This window comes from Pseudomonas tolaasii NCPPB 2192 (assembly GCF_002813445.1).
GTDB lineage: Bacteria > Pseudomonadota > Gammaproteobacteria > Pseudomonadales > Pseudomonadaceae > Aquipseudomonas > Aquipseudomonas tolaasii.
This window is the reverse complement of the sequence record NZ_PHHD01000001.1, coordinates 6,186,428-6,204,875: the sequence shown is the minus strand read 5'-3', so window position 1 is coordinate 6,204,875 and position 18,448 is coordinate 6,186,428. Positions and strand designations below refer to the sequence as shown.

Annotated in this window: 16 protein-coding genes and 2 pseudogenes; 7 read left to right on the top strand and 11 right to left on the bottom strand. The window is 45.6% G+C overall.

The window, feature by feature from the left end:
• Positions 1 to 7: 7 nt before the first annotated feature.
• The 3 genes and pseudogenes from ATI14_RS31540 to ATI14_RS28220 all read right to left on the bottom strand — a co-directional run.
• Positions 8 to 726 (bottom strand): annotated as a pseudogene (locus ATI14_RS31540) (IS3 family transposase); the annotation flags it as partial.
• A 489-nt stretch (positions 727 to 1,215) separates the two neighbouring features.
• Positions 1,216 to 1,419, bottom strand: a complete 204-nt coding sequence (locus ATI14_RS31315; protein ID WP_130886733.1) for a hypothetical protein — start codon at positions 1,417 to 1,419, stop codon at positions 1,216 to 1,218.
• A gap of 100 nt (positions 1,420 to 1,519) precedes the next feature.
• The gene (locus ATI14_RS28220; RefSeq protein WP_016970262.1) at positions 1,520 to 1,759 is read right to left on the bottom strand and encodes a hypothetical protein; all 240 of its coding nucleotides are present in this window, start codon (positions 1,757 to 1,759) and stop codon (positions 1,520 to 1,522) included.
• A 593-nt stretch (positions 1,760 to 2,352) separates the two neighbouring features.
• On the opposite strand from ATI14_RS28220, the gene ATI14_RS28215 reads away from it, so the two are divergent.
• From ATI14_RS28215 to ATI14_RS28195, 5 genes are all read left to right on the top strand, one after another.
• Positions 2,353 to 3,270, top strand: a complete 918-nt coding sequence (locus ATI14_RS28215) for a LysR family transcriptional regulator (protein WP_016970263.1) — start codon at positions 2,353 to 2,355, stop codon at positions 3,268 to 3,270.
• A 353-nt stretch (positions 3,271 to 3,623) separates the two neighbouring features.
• The gene (locus ATI14_RS31895; protein ID WP_157786650.1) at positions 3,624 to 3,962 is read left to right on the top strand and encodes an iron-containing alcohol dehydrogenase; all 339 of its coding nucleotides are present in this window, start codon (positions 3,624 to 3,626) and stop codon (positions 3,960 to 3,962) included.
• Positions 3,963 to 4,035: 73 nt separating this feature from the next.
• Entirely contained in the window at positions 4,036 to 4,752 is a 717-nt protein-coding gene (locus tag ATI14_RS28205) for a dehydroquinate synthase/iron-containing alcohol dehydrogenase family protein (protein WP_418330364.1), read from the top strand.
• A 1,050-nt stretch (positions 4,753 to 5,802) separates the two neighbouring features.
• Positions 5,803 to 7,260 (top strand): amidohydrolase family protein, encoded by a 1,458-nt coding sequence (locus ATI14_RS28200; RefSeq protein ID WP_016976645.1) that lies wholly within the window; start codon positions 5,803 to 5,805, stop codon positions 7,258 to 7,260.
• Between the two features lie 107 nt (positions 7,261 to 7,367).
• Positions 7,368 to 8,267: a LysR family transcriptional regulator gene (locus ATI14_RS28195; RefSeq protein ID WP_080519960.1), complete on the top strand. Its 900-nt coding sequence runs from the start codon at positions 7,368 to 7,370 to the stop codon at positions 8,265 to 8,267.
• 103 nt (positions 8,268 to 8,370) lie between these two features.
• Here ATI14_RS28195 and ATI14_RS31310 read toward each other — a convergent pair whose 3' ends face one another.
• Positions 8,371 to 8,901 (bottom strand): Lcl C-terminal domain-containing protein, encoded by a 531-nt coding sequence (locus tag ATI14_RS31310; RefSeq protein WP_130886734.1) that lies wholly within the window; start codon positions 8,899 to 8,901, stop codon positions 8,371 to 8,373.
• A gap of 316 nt (positions 8,902 to 9,217) precedes the next feature.
• A complete protein-coding gene (locus ATI14_RS28190; protein WP_080519961.1) occupies positions 9,218 to 10,090 on the bottom strand; it encodes an intradiol ring-cleavage dioxygenase in 873 nt (290 codons plus the stop codon).
• 189 nt (positions 10,091 to 10,279) lie between these two features.
• On the opposite strand from ATI14_RS28190, the gene ATI14_RS28185 reads away from it, so the two are divergent.
• Positions 10,280 to 11,194 carry a LysR family transcriptional regulator gene (locus ATI14_RS28185; RefSeq protein ID WP_031319642.1) on the top strand — a complete coding sequence of 305 codons (915 nt, stop codon included), beginning with the start codon at positions 10,280 to 10,282 and terminating at the stop codon, positions 11,192 to 11,194.
• A gap of 130 nt (positions 11,195 to 11,324) precedes the next feature.
• Here the strand turns inward: ATI14_RS28185 and ATI14_RS28180 are convergent, their stop codons facing one another.
• From ATI14_RS28180 to ATI14_RS28165, 4 genes are all read right to left on the bottom strand, one after another.
• The gene (locus ATI14_RS28180) at positions 11,325 to 11,723 is read right to left on the bottom strand and encodes a nuclear transport factor 2 family protein (protein ID WP_080519962.1); all 399 of its coding nucleotides are present in this window, start codon (positions 11,721 to 11,723) and stop codon (positions 11,325 to 11,327) included.
• Between the two features lie 295 nt (positions 11,724 to 12,018).
• Complete coding sequence (locus ATI14_RS28175) at positions 12,019 to 12,582, bottom strand: NADPH-dependent FMN reductase (protein WP_016970266.1); 564 nt, start codon at positions 12,580 to 12,582, stop codon at positions 12,019 to 12,021.
• Between the two features lie 94 nt (positions 12,583 to 12,676).
• A complete protein-coding gene (locus ATI14_RS28170) occupies positions 12,677 to 13,807 on the bottom strand; it encodes a maleylacetate reductase (RefSeq protein WP_080519963.1) in 1,131 nt (376 codons plus the stop codon).
• A gap of 205 nt (positions 13,808 to 14,012) precedes the next feature.
• The gene (locus ATI14_RS28165; protein ID WP_231124427.1) at positions 14,013 to 15,149 is read right to left on the bottom strand and encodes an MFS transporter; all 1,137 of its coding nucleotides are present in this window, start codon (positions 15,147 to 15,149) and stop codon (positions 14,013 to 14,015) included.
• A 197-nt stretch (positions 15,150 to 15,346) separates the two neighbouring features.
• On the opposite strand from ATI14_RS28165, the gene ATI14_RS28160 reads away from it, so the two are divergent.
• The gene (locus ATI14_RS28160; RefSeq protein WP_080519965.1) at positions 15,347 to 16,258 is read left to right on the top strand and encodes a LysR family transcriptional regulator; all 912 of its coding nucleotides are present in this window, start codon (positions 15,347 to 15,349) and stop codon (positions 16,256 to 16,258) included.
• 118 nt (positions 16,259 to 16,376) lie between these two features.
• On the opposite strand, the gene ATI14_RS28155 is transcribed toward ATI14_RS28160, so the two are convergent.
• Complete coding sequence (locus ATI14_RS28155) at positions 16,377 to 17,051, bottom strand: hypothetical protein (protein WP_031319643.1); 675 nt, start codon at positions 17,049 to 17,051, stop codon at positions 16,377 to 16,379.
• Between the two features lie 971 nt (positions 17,052 to 18,022).
• Positions 18,023 to 18,424 (bottom strand): annotated as a pseudogene (locus tag ATI14_RS28150) (NUDIX hydrolase); the annotation flags it as partial.
• Positions 18,425 to 18,448 lie beyond the last annotated feature (24 nt).

Here is an 18,448-nt window from a genome sequence, read left to right as displayed (position 1 = left end):
CCACTACAGAAAAGGAGTGTGTCTGCCTCAGTACATCAGCCATCAATGTCTTCTCCCGGTTGGTCAGGATTTTCTGGTCGACCCCCGTGTCTTTTTTATGAGTTTATTCGCCCTCATCAACAGGTCGTGTTCAAGCCACAGCCGCGCAAGTCGAGCCTGAGAGATTCGAGTTGTCGTTATAATTCCTCCGGTCCGGTGAGGATGGAGATTCTAGTCGGCGCTTCATGGATGCAGATACGTCTGGGCCGAGTCGTTGGTTTTTTTTCGGTTGTACAAGGTCGGCCTACATACGCATAGTTTTTCAGCCAGGGCTTTCGCACTTTCTTTTCGCGTGCACAGCGCGATAACCGCCGCTTGCTTCATCGTTGGCGGGCGAGTCAACCCGTCAGATCGCCCAACAACACGCATATGTAACTCGGGGGTGCAATTCGTAAATCCGGGCACGCAACGAATCCCGTGCCGGGTAGCCCAGCGCCTGGACTGTAGCGACGATGTTGCAGCTGTGTTCGAGAATGTACTCGACAGCCTGTTCCTTTGGACCAGTAAGTACTTCGACTTCGAGGTTTCGTAGCCACGCGCCAGGTCGAGACATCACTAATACTCTGCATATCAGCTCTTCAAAAAGTTCTTCGCAGAGTAGCCCAACTGAAGAATCGTTACCCCAATGCGTTTTCCCACTTTTATGTAGAGCTCGACCGCTCGAATGGAGTCTCCGTATGAATACATGAGCTACTTCCAAGTAGTCCAAGATTTTCGCTGCATCCCCCTGGCGCAGTTTTCAATCAGCGCCAACAAACAATTCGCACGGCGGTTTTTCGGAATGTTTCAATGTGCTCTGGTAATTCAAGAAAATATGTTCGTTCGGATTGAATTAAGCATAAACCGAGTGTTGAGATGCGGCTGATGTAAGAACGGACTGATCGCCAACGGCGAGGCTACCGAGTGTGAGTTGCGCCCGGCTGATGCGGCCGTCAATTGGCGGGCGGGCCTTAGTAAACTCGAGGTTTATTGCGGCGGCGGTCAACATGGATTCGTTCGCATGCACCTCGGCAAGGCTCTGAACGTTAGCGCCACTCTTTTGTTGCGCTTTTTCTTTCGATACAGCGCCGATGACCAGCTGTTTTGCGCGTAGGTCCTGTTGGCTGGCGAGTGTAATCGAAGCACGAGCACGTGCTAGCTGTGTTCGTGTTCTATACTAACTCGATGCAAAGGGCGTTAATCGGTGACGAAAAACAGGTGACCGTTGTTGACCTCAAAGCCTTCCCGGTAATCTGTCTGAGTGATGTCGCCATTAGCACGAGGGCGAATCTCTACTGTTTCAATAGCAGCTACTCGTCTATTGAAATTATACCAGGTTCTTACCATTTGAAGGGATGCGCTGGTCATCGCGACAGGGAAGGGGGCTTGATCGGGCTTCATACGGCAACCACGGATTAACAATATAGTCGCGAGAACTCCGTTTATGGTTATTAAATTGGCACGAACAGAAGTACATTTCTAATATTTATTCACGAGTAGGCTAGTTTCCAATTTTGGGATTTCTCGTCAGTCGATTGATTGGCGCTAGTTGCTTCTTTTTTTCTTGTTCAGCCTTTTCGCGATCTTTCTCTTCGTGCTTTGCAATTTCCGCCTGTTGTTGAACGAAAAATGCCCTAGTCCTTTCATGAAAGATCTGCAGTGCTTCCGCGCCGTCAGAAGCATAAGCGAAAAAAGGGAGGGTTAAAATTAGCATTGCAACAATCTTTAGAAAATATTTCATGGTGTCTCCTCAGGTTTGATGCGCAATGAAGCGCCAGATAAAATTCAGGTTGGATATGCACTTGGTGTAGGTTTGTAATCAAGGCTCAATAAGCGAGTACGGGAAACCTCTCCTGAGAGAAAGTGTTAAGTTCAAAGAGGGAAGATGCATTCGAGTAGAAGTTTACGGGGTCTTAGTTCTGGATTTTTGTCTGTACGGTATTAACGCAACGTTATCTCTACTGTGATGTTGGTAAGGTTCATGGTTGTGAGTCAATACTAGCGCGCTGATTGTCGTTATAAGGCTTCTTTTTTGCGTGGATGACGAGCAGCAGCTTTCGTGGAATTCAGCCGTGCTCACGGTATGCCATTAGCGTACATGACTAGGTGCAGCGGTTAATTTAGACTGTGTATCTTAGTGCTATTAGCGAGGCGGCCTGATCCAATCGAAGTGTTTTGTACCTATGCCCTCGTTGGGCTTTACGTTAGAAAGATGCACGGCGGCTTCTACGTATGGGCTGGGTGTTCGATCGAGCTGTGGATACGTGTACTTTAGAAAAAAACGATACTCAGATAAACTGGATGATACGTTTTGTTTTTACGGAAACCCGTACAATGGCATTTGACCGATTGGAAGCGATGCGAGCATTTTGTCGAATCGTTGAAGTGGGCAGTTTCAGTCGCGCTGCTGAGTCGTTGAATCTGGCCAAGACGACGATTTCAGGTCAGGTTCAGGCTCTAGAGAACCTACTTGGTATAAAGTTACTGCATCGGACGACCCGAAAGGTTTCCACGACTGCCGAAGGCGCGGCCTACTACCGCCGCGCTCGAATTGTCCTGGAGGACGTCAGCGAGCTTGAAGCTTCTGTTTCTCGAAATCGCAACGCAATTCGCGGTCATATCAAGATCGAAATGCCGTCCCCAGTAGGTATTTTGTTGATAGCTCCCTCATTACCGGACTTCGCTGCCAGGTTTCCTGAGATACACCTGGAGATCAGTTGCAATGAGCGCGTCATAGATCTTGTAGAGGAGGGCGTGGATTGCGCCATTCGCGTCGGGCGCGTTTCGGATCAAAATCTGATCTCCCGCCCAATCGGAGTGATGCGTTACTGTTTTTGCGCTTCTCCTTCCTATCTGATTCGCGCCCCGAACCTTGATGTCCCCTCCCATCTTGCTGAGCATAAACACCTAGGTTTCAAGTTCCCGGCTACTAATAGGCGGCATCTGCCTACACTTGTGCGCGGAGAAGAGCGTTTCACTCTTGATCACCCTCCAACGGTGTATTTCAACAACGGCGCAGCTGCAGCTGCAGCCGCTGTGGCGGGACTAGGTGTGGCGTTTCTTCCTAGGGCGCAAGCCGATTCACATCTGAGAATAGGAAGTCTGGTCGAAGTGTTGGCTGACTGGCAAATGGCGAGCCTGCCTGTCTCATTGGTATATCCCGCGACCCGTGACCTTTCGGCAAGAGTTCGGGCTTTTGCCGACTGGGCTACTACCTTAATCGCGAAAGATCCTCTGTGGGCTCCGAAATAGTGTTTAAAGCGGAGTTAGTGTCCTCACGGTTTGTCTGGATATCGCTCGAGGTGAGTAATATGCTGAATAGAGAGCGGGCAAAAAATATAATCGTTAACACGGACATTTCATGGGGCTGTGCTAATTATCGCCTCTTCTCTGATGGGGGAGGTCCGTCAATGGAGGGGCTTGCTAAGACAGAAGACCTGATGGGTTTGTTGGGGCGATATTTTTAATGTTCAGATAATCGAGGCGTGATATCCACTGGATTTGAAGTGACCAGCCATAAGAATTTAGCCCCATCGTGAGAGGGCTTCGGTCATTTCGCGCAAAGATCCCAAACTGGCACTGATTGTGGGCCCAGAGAGTACATAGTGGAAACTTTAGATCGCCACAGCAGCGAAAAGCGTTCGGTAGCAGATTCTGATCACAAAAAAAATGCACAGCGTGTTGTCTTTGGCGCAGGCAGCATAAGGAAACTAAGAGTTGAAATTGAAGCATTGGGGATTACGCGAGTACTGATTCTTTGCACGTCTAATCTGCGAGCACTCGCTGAATTAGTAAAGGTAACAATCGGCTCCGAACAAGTAGCTGGTATTTTTGACCAGCCTACAACGAATATATCTACAGAAAATGTTCGCGAAGCATGTTCTTTGGCAAAGAAATGTGTAGCGAATGGAGTAGTTGCCATAGGGGGGCGACGCAGCTATTGATGTCGGTAAATCTATTGCCCTAGAGTTAAATTTACCCACTCTCGCAATTCCAACAACGTACTCTGGATCAGAAATGATTAATGCGTTCGACTTAAATGACAGGGAAACTACAAAAACTATATCAAATAACGAGATTTTGCCTCGTACAGTTTTGTATGATCCAGAGTTGACCGCTGATTTACCTTTAGATTTTAGCATTTCTAGCGCTATTAGCGCAATCGCTCACGGGGCCGAAGGTCTATATTCAAAAAGCCATGATCCAGTAACTAAGTTGATTGCACAAGCTGGTATAAAAGCCCTTGCTCGTGCGATACCTACATTGCGTAGGTACGGCGACGGTATCAGTGAAATGGGCGATATTCTGGCGGCACGCACCAATGCACTTTATGGTGCCTGGTTATGTGGAAGTGTGCGTAATAAAGTTACGATGTCCCTGCATTACCAACTGTGCCAAATACTTTGTCGAGGCTTCAACTTATCTTATGTTGATGTTCACTCAGTGATTGTTCCTCATGTGCTAGCCTACAACGAAATCTTCGAGCCAGAGGCCATGGATAACATTGTGAATGCCATCAGCGCGCCGCATGCTCCTCAGGGGATGTACGATTTGGCATTCAGTAACTGTGCCCCTACAGCCTTACGCGATATTGGCATGCGAGAATCGGATCTAATACGCGCGCGGGAACTAGTCATGATGAGTGAGCATGTGAATCTGCGCGGGCTTGAAATAAATGCTTTTAGCGTGTTGCTACGCAATGCCTTTGAGGGACGCCCACCTTGTAGCGTATAGAGCTCAAGCTCTTTCTCAAAGCACGACTCGGTGGTCGCTCACTGTTCAGTTAATGAGTCTGGTTTTGTGTCGTTTGGGTTGGGTTTGTCAACTCAAATCACTGTGCCGAAAAGGTGTTTTGGTCGGAAGGTTTTATCTCCTGTAAATCTGGTTGTCACATCTGCCAAGCGACTCTGTTCTTCATTTTCTCGATCTGCAGCTTCCAATCCGCGTGCAATTAACTGGGCCTTGATCGATTTCGCTCAAGCCGCATGCTGAATCGGATGCTTTGACGCCGAAGATCGTTGTTGTGACTCCGAATAAAGCCGTAGCCCAAGTCTGTGTGTCGACCAAACTGGAAAAATCACCCGGCAGCTATTGGAGGCAGATTGCAGACTAAGAATTTTGCTTCTGATCTGAGGTCGACCCCGAGCGGGGGGCAAGATTGTCGTACGTTATTCTATCAGCTCACTGGTGTCATGTATGCCCCATTGCCCGAGCACCACATCAGCGTTGGTTTAAATACCACGCGCCGACTGCGTTGTGTTTCATAGTTAAAGCATTGTTTTTCGCCACTTCCCGAGTCGTTAACCTCCCCAATCAAAGCTTGAGTCGGAGAAAATCTCTGGTCGGATAGAAACAGTATTAACGGCCACTTATCGACGGGAGGATGCATGATGCATTTGACATACCTGATTGAAAGCTCGGTCGAAGTTTTGTTGTGTTGTAAGCCACCTGGATGCTGACCTGATACTAGATGCATGCCACGGTTCGGTACCACCCGATTTCGAGAATCTAAATGTGTCTATATCAGCGTGCTGCGCCTTTCCGTGGGCGGTGCTGTGATTCCTCCACAGAGATAGGGAGGGTATAGCAGTTCCTTGATCACGAAGTCGCGTCCTACATTAATGCAAAACGAAAATTGCAGAAATGCAAATTTGAGAGATCACATCTAGTGTATAAATACGGTGGAACGCCATCAAAGGATAGCTGAGTTTTAAGCTCTATGACCTCATGCAATCGTTTGGTTGATTTCATTTATATCCAATAAATCTAAAAAAGAGATATAGCATGAATTTCAGTAGAAGAAATTTTTCGAAAATCATAGGCGTAGGTGCACTTGCTAGCTTCGCAGGTCCCCTTTTTTCTACAACTGCGCTGGGTAAGCCCAGCAGGATCAGCAGCAAAAAACAAATTAAGCGCGGATTATATTTGATAAAAAATGCGGCGGTTATAACGGTTGATCCAGATATCGGAACTCTTCCCAACGCCGATATACTGATTAGAAATGGCATAATCGAACGTGTAGGGCAAAACCTTACAGAAAAAGATGCCGATATTATCGACGCAACGAACATGATAGTAATGCCTGGCTTTGTTAATTCGCACTATCATATGTGGAGCGCTATTGGGAGAAGCTTTACGGCTAGGAAAGAAGGGTTTTCTTACTATCCCGCAAAGTTTGCTACTTCAGCACTTTACACACCAACTGATTTTTATAACAGTGTTATGTTGGCATCGGTAGAGTTAGTGAATGGGGGAACTACAACGGTACATAACTGGTCCCATAATACTAGGTCGCCCGAACATGCGGATGCAGAGTTACAGGCCCTCGAAAATTCTCACATGAGGGCCAGATACTCATACGGCCATGTTGATCGTCTCGGGCCTGATAAAGTAAACCCTTACAACGATATTGATAGGGTTCAAAGTCAATGGTTCGGCAGGAATGACAAATTTGAAGGGATGGTGCACCTGGGGTTAAATCTAAGAGGTACACTTCAAAGTGACAAGGCAACTTTTTATAAGGAGATGGAGTATGCGAAGCGAGTAGGGCTTCCAGTAGCCATCCATGCACCGCAAGAAACTCCTAACACAGCAGATGCGGTTGAATACGAGCGTCGCGGATACCTCGGGCCGGACTTTTTGATTGCACACTACATATCTGCCAGTAACGACGATCTTGCAGCCATGGCCAGGACCAAAACGCCAATCACGATAGCAACTCATTCGGAGCTCAGGCTGAGCAGCACGGGAGATGCGCGAGCCGTGATTATGAAGATGCGTGAAGCAGGACTTTGTATATCTCTTTCATCCGATGCTACTTCAATCGCTCCGCCGGACATGTTTGAAATGATGCGATTTACATGGAATTTAGGTGTCCCTTGGGTAGGAACGGAAAATTCCGGTGCTAGTAAAATCAGTGTGCATGAAGTAATTCAGATGGCTACACTTAATGGAGCGATTGCGCTCGGATTAGGCGACATGGTTGGTTCTATTAGCGAGGGTAAACGCGCTGATATTATCATGCTTAGATCGAATGATTTAAATATAGCACCAGTCAGCAATTTCGAGACTGCAGTAGTTCAAAGCGCAACAGCCAATAATGTGGATACGGTTATTGTTGACGGTAAAATTGTGAAGCGTGGTGGGCGGCTCATAGGTTACGACGAGACTAGAATAATCAATGACGCTCAGAACTCGGCCCGGCGAATTCGCGCTGCAGCCGGGGAATTACTGGAATCATAAGCTAAATGTTAATATCTCGTATGTCGTTTAAGGCTGAAAATATGCCCATAAAATACTACACAGATATGTCGAACATGCTCTACTATCTAGGTTTATTCACATTCTGAATGTGGGGCATGATGAGTAGTCTTTCACACAGGTTAGGTTGGAACGATCTAAAGCTCGTCATGGCCGTCGCTGAAACAGGAAGTTTAGCGAGGGCTTCGACGAGACTTGCAGTCAATTCTTCGACAGTATTCAGGCGACTACGACAGCTTGAAATTCAGCTGGCAACGCCTCTTTTCCAGCGCCACAGAGGAGGTTATGAGCTCACTGCTGCTGGTATCGCGATTGTGGAGCTTGCTCATCGAATAGATGAGGACATCGACGGTGTGGTGCAAAGTTTGTCTAACCAAAACGCTCACCCTGCAGGCGAGCTTCGCTTGACCACAAATGATACATTACTTTTCCATATATTAATGCCGATGCTCGAGATATTCAAACTACGGAAGCCAAAAATTAAAGTAAAAGTAACAATTGATAATAGCGCTTTAAATTTATCAACTTCCGATTCCGATTTAGCTTTGCGAGCGACTGATGCGCCACCGGAGAACTTAGTGGGGCGCTGCTTAGGGCGTACTGAATGGGCTTTGTACGGACGAGCGCTAGACTACATCAACTCCCACCAGCCGCGAGATACTGAATTATTTCAATATGACTGGGTTACGCTCTGCGATAACCTTTCCTCACTGCGTTCATCAAAATTTGTTAAAAAAAATGTGTCGGCTGAACGAATAACTTTTTCGGTTAATTCCGTATTAGCGCTTGCAGACAGCATCGAATCCGGATTTGGTATTGGCTATCTACCGTGTTTTGTCGGTAATGCTAGGGCATCTTTAGTAAAGCTTGATGGTCCACCAACAAACTTTGGGCATGATCTTTGGGTGCTTTATCACCCTAATATGCGAAGATCTACAATTGTGCGAGAATTTGTGGAATTTGTAACTGCTGAGCTTAGAGTCAACTAGCTTCTATAGTGCGTAGCGGGTCTATTATGCTTAATAGTTATTCGCGTATGCTAGAGCGAAGTGAAATTAAGCGTGATCGGAAGATTTTTTCGGTTGTATCGGATTAAACTAATTTCGCACCCTGAATTTTTTCGCTGAAAAGATAATCAAGAGTATACTTTCGAACGGGTCGGACCTGTAATTCAAGGAATTTGTCTAGTCCGATCTGGGAACCACCGTCGAAAGATAGTGCCAATGCGTGTGTTGCTGAAAGCTGTGAACTACTTAGATGCCATTTTTTTTCAAACAAATCCGGAACGTTAGCCATACATAGCGCGAGCTCATTAATTGATGGCAAGTAAAAATCATTATGGCCCTCCAATACCAAGCCAGCGCATAACCTAGCAGCTGGATGATTTCCTTGAGCGCTATTAATTAAATAACGCGTATTAGCGAGTCCGTCAAAACGACTAGCAGCTTTTGGCTCATCGATGTCGTAACCACCATAAGCAGATATTTTATTAACTAGAGACCACTGTGTTGGTATAATTAAATGATAATCCAGTTTCCCTATCTCTCCACGTATCACGCCAGCATAAACACCGCCTTGACTTTTCCATAGTTCTCCGATGGCAGGGGGAATATTCATATTCATTTTATATTTTCCTCTTTAAATAAGTATATGAATCTGGAATTATTAGTATTTGTTAGCAATTTTATCTGTATATTTTTTATAATCTAAGAGTTGTGGAGGATTGTCCGTATGCCTTATGTGGATGCTCAGTGGTACACTTCGTTAAACTCAATCTTAGTGGTCTTCGGAGTTTAGTATGACACGTTTGTTGACATTGCAGTGATAGGCAGGAAAGCCAGCCTAAATGGTTGGCGATCACAACTCAACAATTATAGATCAGTAAGTTTTTTGTAATGTTGATGGCATCGTTTGATTTGTCGAGTGGTTTTTGTGTCATTCACTGTTCTAGGCCTGTCGCATTGAGTACAAAATCAAATTCTAAAGTGTAATAGGGGGTGTCAGAGTTTCGACCATCGGGCGTTACTCCCGTGCCATGGTATTGCCACTCGGCAATGAGGGATGAACGGACACCGAAAACAGCATCAGAGTCTAAGTATTCACCGGATTCGCGAAACACATGCGTCACTAAACGCTCATAACCTTTAGCCGAAATCATAAAATGCAAATGGGCAGGCCTCCAAGGATGACGATTCAGAGCTTTTAACATTACTCCAACTGGACCATCATGCGGAATCGGGTAGGCGTTAGGAACTATGGTCCGAAATCGGTAGGCTCCTTGAGCGTCAGCACGCAATACTGCACGGCCTTGATATTCCGTAAATTCAACGTTTTGTACATCATAGAATCCAAGATCGTCTGCCTGCCAAACCTCTAACTCCGCATAAGGGATTGGCTCGTTATCTAGATTCCGAATCACTCCGCTGACCCACCAAGAAGTACCTGGCATTCCGTTGCTGATATCAGCACCGAGTTCATAGCGGGGGGCGCCAGTGACATGGAAAGGGCCAAATACCGTTGCCTCAGTACAGCCTTCTGGCTTTTTATGATTCTGAGCGACGACTAGCGTGGAGAGACCTAGAGTGTCGGAAAGCAAAATAAATTCTTGCCTTGTGGGGGAGCATATCTTGCCTATCGCAGTGAGAAACTCTATACCTTTAAGCCATTCACCCTCAGTAAGATTAACCTCTCTTGCGAAAGAATGCATATGCTGAACTAAGCTAGTCATCACTTGATGAAGGCGGTGATCTTCAGTGCTTGCATTACGCGCAAGCACAGCTTGGGTGATGGTTTGTTCATCTAGGTTTCGCATGAGGCCACTCCTACTAATATTTTTGTTAAATTGCTGATTCGTCGTTTCGGTGGGTAAATAATGTTTTATCGGAAAAGCAGTTTGAAAAAGCTCTAATAAATTATAGTGTCCATCACGCAAATAAAATAGTAAAATCGAAATTGTCAATTTCACATCTGAAGCAGCAAGCCGTCTGTAAGGAGTCAAGATATGGATCGACTAACTGAACTCGAAGTACTCGTTCATACTGCAGAACTGGGTACGTTGAGTAAAGCTGCAGAGTTGCTTGATATATCTACAGCGTCAGCTACGCGTCACCTCGCCGCACTGGAAAAACGTTTAAGTGTGAGGCTAATAGAACGGAATACGCGAAGATTATCGCTTACTCCGGCAGGGCATGAGTTTTACAGTCACTGTAAGAGCCTGCTAGGTCAACTTCGTGATGCTGAGGCGTCTCTCACTACTTCGTTAGCTGAGCCAATGGGTACTTTAACAATTACGTCATCAATTTCTTTCGCGGTGCTTCATATTTCACCACTGTTGGTTGAATTTAAAAGGGCTTATCCAAAAATAAATGTTAAAATTCTTGGGGAGAATCATTATTGCGATATCATCGATAGTGGTATTGATTTGGCTATAAGGATAAGGGAGTTTGAGATAGACTCAAACATAACTATTCGACGTTTAGCACATACTCGCCGAATACTTGCCGCCTCCCCTGACTACCTAAGAAGTCGAGGTGCTCCTACGGATGTGGAAGATCTGTACAATCACAATATGCTCTTATATAACCATGCATATCAACCTCGGATTTTGAATTTTTCGAAAGAAGGGGTGAGCAAGTCTATAAAGATAGATCCGACTCTAGAAACTAACGATGGCCAGATTGTACGATCCGCGGCAATTTTTGGTGCGGGCATCCTCGTGCAGCCGAAATATATAGTTCATGACGATTTAATAGCAGGACGTTTAATTCCGGTGCTGGACGACTGGAGTCTTCCCACGTTGACTATAAATATAGCCTTTCAAGAGCGGCGTTATATGCCTGCAAAAACGAGGTTGTTTATTGAGTTTCTGGCAAATAGATTTCAAAAAGAACGCTACGAGCGTTATTGGATGCGCTGAGTGAAGATCGGCTCTCTCTCGCCGCTAAAATTTGCAATTAGGTGGGTTATATTAAATATGGCAATGGGTATGAGCGTGTGTCCATCGCCATAAAGTCTAAAAAAGTATCATAATGTGGCTCGGGAGTTGTTTATGATATGAATGGCATTCGGATAGTTGGCGTAGGTTGGTATGAAAGGAACCTCCACTCTTCAGCTATATATACCCATACAGTCAGTGTTTTATTTTTTAGAGTTTTCTTTTCACCCCCTACAATTATCTCTCCATTCATTTCTCCGCGAACCAATACTATATTGTTTAGGATGGTAAAAGAATCAATTGGATGTTCGATTTTTTTGTATACATAGAAGCCTGTGTTAATTTTTTGAAGGTATTCTTCTAAAGTGTCTACTCCGCCAGAAGAATGAGCGTAGGAAAGTTTTGGATGTGCAAGTTTGGCGAGCTCCTCAAGATTTTTGTTCATTACTGCATCATAGCGCTTATTTTCCAAAGCGCGAATAGTTGACTCGATTTGTTCAGTAGTGTTCATGATAATCCTCAAATCTTAAGTTTGTGGTAAGGGAAGGGGGGCAGGGTTGATGTGTTGACTCAAAAAATATGAAGTATCCAATTTTTAATTTGAAAGCTGATTGTGATGTGATCTCTTTTACGTGCGTTGTGTTTCGTGCTCTAGGCTTTTAAGTGTATAGCTTTTAAGCGTTGCGTGTAATTAAGGGCGACTTTGGTGTCCACAGAATTTCATGAGTTGAAGAGGGTAAGTCAGTCAGATGTTTGTGGTACTATCGCCCTTAAGTGTCGCGTGTTAGGGATGTTTTCGCGGCATATTATGAATTTAAAGAGGACTCGATATGAGTGAAAAAAGCGTCCATTATGTTTTGTAAAAAGGACTTGATGTTTTCATTCAGGATTCCGTGTTCATCGAAGAAACTACCTGCATTACCTAGATAGGCCTCGGGTTGCTGCATACATAGTAGGTTAAGAAAAACGAAGCACTGGCGAAGATGATGATTCGCTCCGAACCCACCGATTTGACCAGGCGAAGTAGTAATGATGGCAGCGGGTTTTGCGGCACCCCACGCACTTTTGCCGTAAGGCCGTGATCCTACATCAATAGCGTTTTTTAACGCTCCTGGTATTGATCGATTATATTCCGGCGTTATGAACAAGAAGCCATCAGCGTTATACAGTGCATTTCGAAATGATGTGTAAGAGGGTGGTGGAATATCTCCATCTAAATCTTGGTTGTAGAGTGGCAGGTCTCCGATTTCCACGATGTTGAGGGTCAGTTTTCCGGCTGTCAGTTCATTAAGTGCGGTAGCAATCTTTCGATTAGTAGAGTCTCTTCTTAAGCTTCCAATTAAAATCGCGATAGAATAAATACGGCTCATTTTGTATTACCTTTTTCGGTGGTTGAAGCACTAGTTTTGGGTGAGGATTCTACGCTGAGTATTTCGAATTATTCTTGATGTTTTATGTTCGTCATCATGTAGTAGGAGAGGGTGCGTTACCTTCAAATGCGTCGCGGAGTAGCCGGTGTATTGGTTCGGCTTCGAGGCGGCGTGGATTCGGATATTGATTACTCAGAACTAGCTCGCAAGCCAGTGAAAGATTTGATTCATGCATGCCAATATCCCGAAGTGATGTTGGCGCGCCGTTTTTTGAAGCTAAATCGTATATTCCGGCAGGGGCACTTTCGGTGCCGATGGCCCGTGCGATAATTTCCATCGCCTCTGGCGCGGCTTCTGCGTTATAGGTGAGTGCGTGTGGCAGAATGACGGAATGAACTTCAGCATGTGGTAAGTTAAAACTGCCACCGAGGGTATGACACAGTTTGTGGTGGAGGGCCATTGTCACACTGCCGAGTACACCCCCGCATAACCAAGCCCCATAGAGTGCATCGGAACGTGCAACTCTCATTTCACCAGTGCTGCAGAAGTTGCCATCATTTTTGCGGAATTTGGGAATTGCGCGAGCCAGAGCGGCTATACCCGCTTCAGCCATTATATTCGTGACTGGATTTCGATTTTTGGCATACAGACCCTCAGCGCCGTGAGCAATAGCGTTTAAGGCGCTGGTGATGCTAATGTCTATCGGTAACTCTAAAGTCAAATCAGCGTCGTACAAAACGGTCCGAGGTAATACTTTTGGATCTGTGCCAGTTTTTTTTATCCCAGCCTCAGTTATACCGTATATCGCGGTCATTTCCGACCCTGAATACGTTGTGGGAATCGCTACCGTTGGAATGCCTAACTCACGGGCAATGGCTTTTCCCAAACCTATGGTAGAACCGCCACCGATGGTGATTAGACCATCAGCTCCTATTCTTTTCACTAACGCACATGCCTCACGCACTAATTCGAGGGGAACGTGCATTGCCGCGCGGTCAAAGATACCTGCCACCCTTTGGGCTCCGAGGATTACACTCACCATTTCGGCCAGTGGCCTCTGGCGAGGTGTGCTAATGAGTAACGGACGTGTAAACCCTAAAACATCGATTTCTGCGCGGAGTTCGCTTAAGCGTCCAGCACCGAATAGAACACGTTGTGGAAACGTTGCATATGTAAAATTTTCTAATAACGTACTTTCATAGTTTGAGTTACTATTTTTTTTCATCGCTGAATCCTTAGTATTGTTTTGGGGAGCTGAAAGCTCGTTAATTCTTGATCAGCCTGCGGATGATTTGCAAAAAAATTATCGTTTTGAACAGACTAAATAAGTGGACGTTAAATTCGTTTGTGTTCCCATTGACGGTAAACGGACCGGTTTTAGCTGCATTATGGGGTTTCGTAAATTTAATTGATTTATAGAGCTCTTCGGTTTACCAGCTTGGCTTGCTGGGCAAAAAAAACGCGAAAATTGCTCCGGCGCAGTAAAGCGCCGCACATAGGCAAAGTGCCAATGAAAAGCCGATCTGGTTCGAAAGAGAACCCAGCGCAAACGGTGCCAGCGCTGAAATGCCACGACCTATGTTGAAACAAAATCCTGCACCAGTCGTTCTGATATGAATCGGATATAGTGACGCAAAGTAGGAGCCATAAAGCCCTGGGAACACTAGAAAGAAAGCGTAAGTAACTCCTAGCGCCATGAGGGTCGCTCGATCTTCAGCATACGCAAAGAATGGAAGAACCATGGCGGTCGCGAGCAGAGAAAGCACGACTAATAAACGCTTTCCATAACGGTCTGCAAAAAAACCAAAAATCAAATAACCTATGAATGTGGATGCGTTCAATACAAATAAATATCCCGACATTGATTTGAGATCAAAGCCTCGCTCTGTTGCCAAGTAGGTTGGTAACCAAGATGTTACCCCCCAGTACGCGAGGAGTGAAGATGATGCTGATAACGTGGCGAACATTGTCTGGCGCAAAAAATTTCCACTGAAAATCTCAAGTGGTCCAGAAGTGTTTTCAACGGTCGCAGTAACGTCACGCTCGGAAATCCATTTTGGCGATTCTGGTACAAAATAGAAAACGTATATGATTGGAATGATCGTAGAAACACCGCAGGTGAAGAACAGTGCTCTCCAGCCGTAATCAGGTAAAATAAGCGCTGAGAGCACTGCGGCAAACCCGGCGCCTAGAGGGAATGAACTCAACACTAACGACGTGGCTCTAGCCTGTTTCTCCTTTGGCCAGGTTTCGGAGATGTAAGCGGACACAATGCTCCAGACACCACCGAGCCCGAGTCCTGCGGCGAACCTTAGCACTAACATTTGTTCCCAGGAGTGAAGCTCTGCCATAATGCAGGTGCATAATCCAAAGAAGGTTAACGATGACAGGAGGGCTCGCCTTCTTCCAAATTTATCTGACATCCATCCGACTGTAACGCTACTCAGGCCTATCCCTAATAAAGTAGCTGTTACTAGCAGCCCCGCGTCTGTCCGCGATATCCCTGTATCGATTATGATTGAAGGTAGCGCAATGGCCAGTATAACTATCTCTAATGCATCGAACATATAGCTCAGAAAGCCTCCGATGAGCACATGGTGCTTAACGCATATCATTGTTGCCTCCTGTAATTTTTGTAAGATACATCATTTGCAATGACTCGCGAGTAGCTCTTTTGCAAGGCGCACCGCAATGTTATTCTTTCTAAACACGCAGAAACAGACAGAGTTCTGGCAAACACCTTTCTACTCAGTGGAATACTGGCATGGACCGTTTTCGCGAAATTGAACTTTTTGTACGCGTGGCAGAGGCAGCAAGCATTAGTCGTGCTGCTGACGTCCTGGGCCTACCGGTATCCAGTGCTAGCCGCCACCTAAGCATGCTTGAGACGCGGCTCGGAGTGCGCCTGGTACATCGCACCACTCGCTCCCTTGCGTTGACAGAGGTCGGTATGGAATTTTATCGTCGTTGCAAGGACGTTTTGTCCGACCTAGGCGAGGCTGAAGCAGTTGCAAAGGATGCGGTTGGTAATCCTCGTGGAACATTAAGAATCACTGCGTCCCTTTCTTTTTGCTTGTTGCATATTGAGCCGCTTTTACCTGAGTTTAATAAAGCCTATCCAGATATTAGTGTCGATATTATCGCAGCTAATCAGTACTTAGACGTTGTGGAAAATAATGTGGATTTGGCAATTCGTACACGTGAATTTGAAGCAGACAGCAATTTGACCATCAGAAAGCTTGCTGTAACAAAACGAGTTCTTGCTGCCTCTCGAGAATATCTCTCTACGTATGGTATGCCTGTTATACCAGAGGATCTAACCAAACATAAAATGTTAATTTACAGTTATGCGAACAATCCCAATGAGTTGCCTTTTGAAAAGGGTAATCAAAAAGTAATCGTGAATGTTAACTCTTCGTTGCGTACGAATGATGGCCAAATAGCCATTAATGCAGCTTTGCATGGAATGGGTATCTTGGCACAGCCAAAATATGCTATTTATGATCATATTCAGAGGGGAGAGCTTATTACATTACTTAATGATTGGGACTTGCCGCGCCTTACTATGAATATCGCCTATCAGACACGGCAGTACCTCCCTAACAAGGTCAGAGTTTTCGTTGATGCCTTAACTGACCACTTTTTGAGGAATGATTTCGAGCGTCGCTGGAGCTAACAGTGAATCTTTTGAGTTTGTGGTTTTAACGATCCTTCTCAACCGTTAAGGCGTAGCGTTGCAATATTTTTGAAGTAATAGGCACTTACCGTGCTCGTGTAAAAAAGGCGCTATTTGTTTAGATCTTATCACTCTTATGCGCTAACAAGTCTTTCAGTGAACGATCAAATTTTTGTAGTGCGCTGATTTGCACCTTCTTTTGCTCATAAATGTCAGAAACAATTTCTTCGGTGCGTTTGTTGCCTGCCCAAATCGGGGAGAGTATTTTTTCATCAATTCCTTTTGCCGTTCCGAGATGATTGTAGCTTCTATCGTAGAAATGTGCCGCTACATTCGCCTTAATCTCGGAGTTTCGAGAGGTGATAAGTTGAAAACGAAAGTCGACCACTACCAAAATATCGGGTTTCGCTGCTTTTAGGCTCAGCACATCCGGATATTCTTTCACTTGGCCGAACTCCCGTCGAAGAGAGGCCTTTAGCCAGTCTACCGCCAGACGAGGGTCTGATGTTGATATGTATGCGTCACGAATCGACTCTACTAGGAGATTCTTGCCGAAGCCAGTACCCGCGCTGTTATGGTATTGTCGTAGATACGTTAGATTGGTTTGGGTATTTTCGCTAAGTATCACTCCTATAGAAATCTGATCGCCAGTCGGTATGAAGTCTTCTTTAGTGCGGTTCATAGAAATGCCCAGAACATTATCTGGTAGCACAATTGCTGGTGGTGCGACAGGAGTTGAACAACCGGTTAGTATACATATTATGGCTAGTGTGCAGAATGTACCTAGTTTCATTAGGGATCCCCCAAAAAACAGTTATGTACCAACATTTTACTGTGCGTTATTGATTTTTAGATAATGTATCGGTTTTCAAACAAACGTCTTCAATGAATTTTAGACACCGCTAATACCCAGTCTTTGCAGTTAGATTGCACACCTTGATTTCGTAGGCCCATATTTGGAACTAGGGGAGCTCCGATAAAATCCGCGGTTTCAGCCTAAGCGCGCTAACGCAGAGCGTTATCAATTTGAAGCGTCCGATAGGCTGTACATGGTTATCACCCCACTTTTCGGCGCGATTTGCGCGTTTACTGGCGCCACTACCTGTGCCTAACAGCTGCTTACTTGCCACTCATGGGATGTACGGCGCAATCAACGTGTTAGGTCAATCCGAAAAGTCGCACATTCATATGGCTGACCTGACCCTTCTCCTTACCCCGAAACCGACTTTTGGGCTTTTTCTTAGTTTGCGTATATGTCTCAAGCACCCACTACTACGCTTCGCTTTAGGGGCCAGGCTCCACTCCCTATTTAGAATAGTTACGGTGTCGTCCGTCCTCCCAGATAGCTGTTCGGTCAAATCCTCATCCTGCTTGTCGACTTCCGTATAATCGGCATCGGTATACACAGATTTTTTTACTATACTACAGGTCGGTGATTGGCTTGATGTTAGCTACTGATACCGTTCCCTCATGTTATAAGCAGCATTTTAGGAGCTCTAGGCACTTAGATAAACTGGCCCAATTCGTTTTGTCCTTACGGAAAATCGTACAATGATGCTTGACTGGTCGATCTCAGTGTGTGCTTTCAACCGCATTCATAAAGTAGATAGTTTTAGTGAGGCATCAGCAATCTTTAGATGTAACTAATAGTACCACTTCAGGATAATTATGGTTTCGGTATTTAAGGTTGCTTACTTTGTATGACTTTCAGGGTTTCCCCGCGGCAGAATGTACCGCCATTATTCCTCGCTCGTATGCGCCTCTGATCCATGCTGGCCGCATACCATTAGCGATTTCGTGGCTTTCCATTCTCACGGGCTCTGGCGGGGGGGGGCGCTACTTCGCATTGATAATAATCCGAGGTCATTTGCATCAGATCGTACTGTGGCTTCCAGTAGGACGGCACATCCTCGATTTAACCGTAGCGCTGGAGCACCTGTATTTCACGAGCACCAAACTCTTCCTCACGCTCGCGCTTCAGGCCTGTGACATGTCCTCGTCACCATCAAGGCTGCCTCTAGGAAAGCTGAAGTCGTTATAGCGCTTGGTGAACAGCAACAGGATCTGTTCACCCCGCATCACGATGCTGCGAGATGCATGTCGACGGAATACTCTGTCCTGCTTGGATTTCAGCTGGGGGTAAACAATTTCAGTTATGAGTTGCATGTGGTCTCGTTACGACAAAATCAG